This window comes from uncultured Flavonifractor sp., assembly GCF_944383115.1.
Lineage (GTDB): Bacteria > Bacillota > Clostridia > Oscillospirales > Oscillospiraceae > Flavonifractor.
In genome coordinates this window covers 1-3368 of the sequence record NZ_CALWOJ010000142.1, presented here as the reverse complement: position 1 = coordinate 3368, position 3368 = coordinate 1, and the positions used below count along the sequence as shown (strand labels likewise).

General features: G+C 67.3%; 2 protein-coding genes and 1 pseudogene. All 3 read left to right on the top strand.

Going from position 1 to position 3368, the window contains the following annotated elements; genetic code table 11:
• Positions 1 to 813 (top strand): DUF711 family protein (locus Q0K43_RS10725; protein ID WP_297290519.1); only part of this gene is annotated, 813 nt, incomplete at its 5' end.
• A gap of 102 nt (positions 814 to 915) precedes the next feature.
• A complete protein-coding gene (locus Q0K43_RS10720; protein WP_297290518.1) occupies positions 916 to 2877 on the top strand; it encodes a molybdopterin-containing oxidoreductase family protein in 1962 nt (653 codons plus the stop codon).
• A 110-nt stretch (positions 2878 to 2987) separates the two neighbouring features.
• A pseudogene (locus Q0K43_RS10715) lies at positions 2988 to 3368 on the top strand (glucose-6-phosphate isomerase); the annotation flags it as partial.

The window sequence follows — 3368 nt, the reverse complement described above, 5'->3', positions numbered from 1 at the left end:
GGCTGCGCCAAGCTGGTGGTGTTCTGCAACGCCGTGGAGGACAACCCCTTCATGGCCGGCGCCTTCCACGGCGTGGGGGAGCCGGACTGCATCATCAACGTGGGCGTGTCCGGCCCCGGCGTGGTCTATCACGCCCTCCAGGCCGTGAAGGGCCAGTCCTTCGACGTGGTGGCCGAGACCGTGAAAAAGACCGCCTTCCGCATCACCCGCATGGGCCAGCTGGTGGCCCAGGAGGCCAGCCGCCGGCTGGGCGTGCCCTTCGGCATCGTGGATCTCTCCCTGGCTCCCACCCCCGCCATCGGCGACTCCGTGGCCCGCATCCTGGAGGAGATGGGCCTGGAGACCTGCGGCACCCACGGCACCACCGCCGCCCTGGCCCTGCTCAACGACGCGGTGAAGAAGGGGGGCGTCATGGCCTCCTCCCACGTGGGCGGCCTGTCCGGCGCCTTCATCCCCGTCAGCGAGGACGAGGGCATGATCGCCGCCGCCCGCTCGGGGGCCCTCCACCTGGACAAGCTGGAGGCCATGACCTGCGTCTGCTCCGTGGGCCTGGACATGATCGCCGTCCCCGGCGACACCTCCGCCGCCACCCTCTCCGCCATCATCGCCGACGAGGCCGCCATCGGCATGGTCAACTCCAAGACCACCGCCGTGCGCATCATCCCCGCCCCCGGCAAGGTGGTGGGCGACACCGTGGAATTTGGCGGCCTGCTGGGCTCCGCCCCCGTCATGCCCGTCCATCCCCAGAGCGCCGAGGCCTTTGTGGCCCGGGGCGGGCGTATCCCCGCCCCCATGCAGAGCCTCAAAAACTAAGGCGCCGGGCCGATGTGGGCATCGGCCCCTACGCAAATGATTCCTGGTTTACTCGAAAAAGGCCGCCCGCGGGCGGCCTTTCTTGAAAAGGAGGCATATTTTATGTCAACTTATCCTTCCGCCTGTCCCTATGACTGCCCCGACGGCTGCTCTCTGTTGGTGGAGACTGAGGGGAATGCCGTCACCTCCATTACCGGCGATCCGGCCAACCCCTACACCGACGGCTGGGTGTGCGCCAAACTGCGCAATCTGCCGGAGGCCATCAACAGCCCCCGCCGCATCCTTACCCCCCTCCGCCGCACCGGGGCCAAGGGGGCTGGGGAATTTGAACCCATCTCCTGGGAGGAGGCTGTGGGGGAGATCACGTCCCGCTGGAAGGACCTGATTGCCCGGTACGGAGCCCAAACCATCCTGCCCTACTCCTACGCCGGCACCATGGGCATCGTCCACCGCAACTGCGGGGAGGGCTTCTTCCACGCCCTGGGGGCCAGCCGCCTCAAGCGCACCCTGTGCAGTTCCGCCAAAACCGCCGGGTGGCAGAAGGTCATGGGCAACTCCTGCGACCTGTCCCCCTGGGAGGTGGCCCACAGCGACCTGATCCTGCTGTGGTCGGCCAACATCCCCGCCACCCGCGCCCACCTGGCCCCCATCCTGCGCAAGGCCAAGGAAAACGGGGCCAAAGTCATCCTCATCGACGTGTACGAAAATCCCTCCGTCGACTTTGCCGACCAGACCATCCTCATCCAGCCGGGCAGCGACGGGGCCCTGGCCCTGTCCATGCTCCAGGTGCTGGACCAGGAGGGCCTCACCGACGAGGCCTGGCTGTCCCAGCACGCCACAGGCTGGGAGGAACTGCGGGCCACCCTGGAGGTGTGGGACCCGGAGGAGACCCAGTTCCTGGTGGGCCAGCCCCCCGACGTGATCCGGGAGTTGGCCCGGGCCTATGGCCAGGCCAAGGCCCCCTGCATCGTGCTGGGCAGCGGCTTCTCCCGCTCGGGCAACGGAAGCGAGGCCACCCGCGCCATCGTGGCTCTCCCCGCCGCGGTGGGCGCCTGGGCCAAGCGGGGCGGCGGTACCTACGGTATCTGTTCCTCCCCCGCCCTCATTGACAAGTCCCTCGTCAAGCGGCCCGACCTGGCCGACCCCCACACCCAGGAGATCAACATCAACCTGCTGGGGCCGGTGCTGGAGGGCAAGAAGGTGGACACCCCCATCCACAGCCTGTACGTCTACCACGCCAACCCGGCGGCGGTGACCTCCCACCAGAACGCCATCCTCCGGGGCCTGGAGCGGGAGGACCTGTTCACCGTGGTCCATGAGCGGTACATGACCGACACCGCCCTGTACGCCGACATCATCCTGCCCGCTCCCTACATGGTGGAGACGGCCGACCTGTACACCCCCTACGGCTACCGGCAGATCCAGTATGTGCAGCCGGCGGCGCCCGCCCCCGGCGAGGTGAAGAGCAACTTTGAGGTGTTCCGCCTGCTCTCCGCCGCTATGGGCATGGAGGACCCCTACGGCGGCAGCACTGTGGAGGAGCTGTGCCGCCAGATGGTGGAGGACAGCGCCGTGCTGACCCGGGAGCAGAAGGACAAGGTGCTGGCGGGGGAGCCGGTGGTGCTGGAGTCCCCCTTCCCCCTGCCCATCGAGACGGCCGACGGCAAGGTCCATCTGGACGAACCCATCATCACCTGGTTCCCGCCCTTCGGCGGCGGGGAGCCCTTCCATCTGGTGTGCGCCCCGGCCATCCACACCCTCAACTCCTCCTTCAATGAGTGCGCCTCCCTCCGGGAGCTGCGGGGGGAGATGTCGGTGCGGATGAACAAGGAGGACGCCGCCCGGCTGGGTCTGGCCCAGGGGGACAAGGCGGTGTGCTACAACGATCTGGGCGAGATGACCTGTACCGTGGCCCTGGACCGGGCGGTGGCCCCCATGACGGTGGTGGCCGAGGGGGTCTATCCTGGCAAAAACACCGTCAACTGCCTGACCCATGCCCGGCTGTCCGACCGGGGGGACGCCACCACTATGAACGACAACACCGTCTGGATCCGCAAGGCCTGAAGGTTTTTCCGGGAAATGGCTTTTTTCTCTGGCAAAAGCCGGCCCTCGGGTGTATGATAGGCATATCAGCCGACCTCGGCTTTGTGAAATACAAAAGGAGTGACGTCATCATGATTCAAATCGACACCTCCAACGCCCGTTCTTTCCTGCCCGACACCTGGCTCACCAGCCGTCTGGACGCCCTGGAGCGCGCCCGGCAGAAGCTGGAGACCGGCAGCGGCGCCGGCGGCGACTTTACCGGCTGGGTCCACCTGCCCCGGGACTATGATAAAGAAGAGTTTGCCCGCATCCAGGCGGCGGCGGAGCGCATCCGCGCCAACTCCCAGGCCCTGGTGGTCATCGGCATCGGCGGCTCCTACCTGGGCGCCCGGGCCGTGGTGGAGCTGGTCAACTCCCCCAACTTCAACCTGACCCACAAGGACGGCCCCGCCATCTACTTCGCCGGCAACGGCCTGTCCACCGACGCCATGCTGGAGGTGATGGACCTCATC

What these genes read in the sequence shown, in the direction of transcription:
- Q0K43_RS10720 (WP_297290518.1), top strand. Translation starts at nt 916, where the DNA reads ATGTCAACTTATCCTTCCGCCTGTCCCTATGACTGCCCCGACGGCTGC.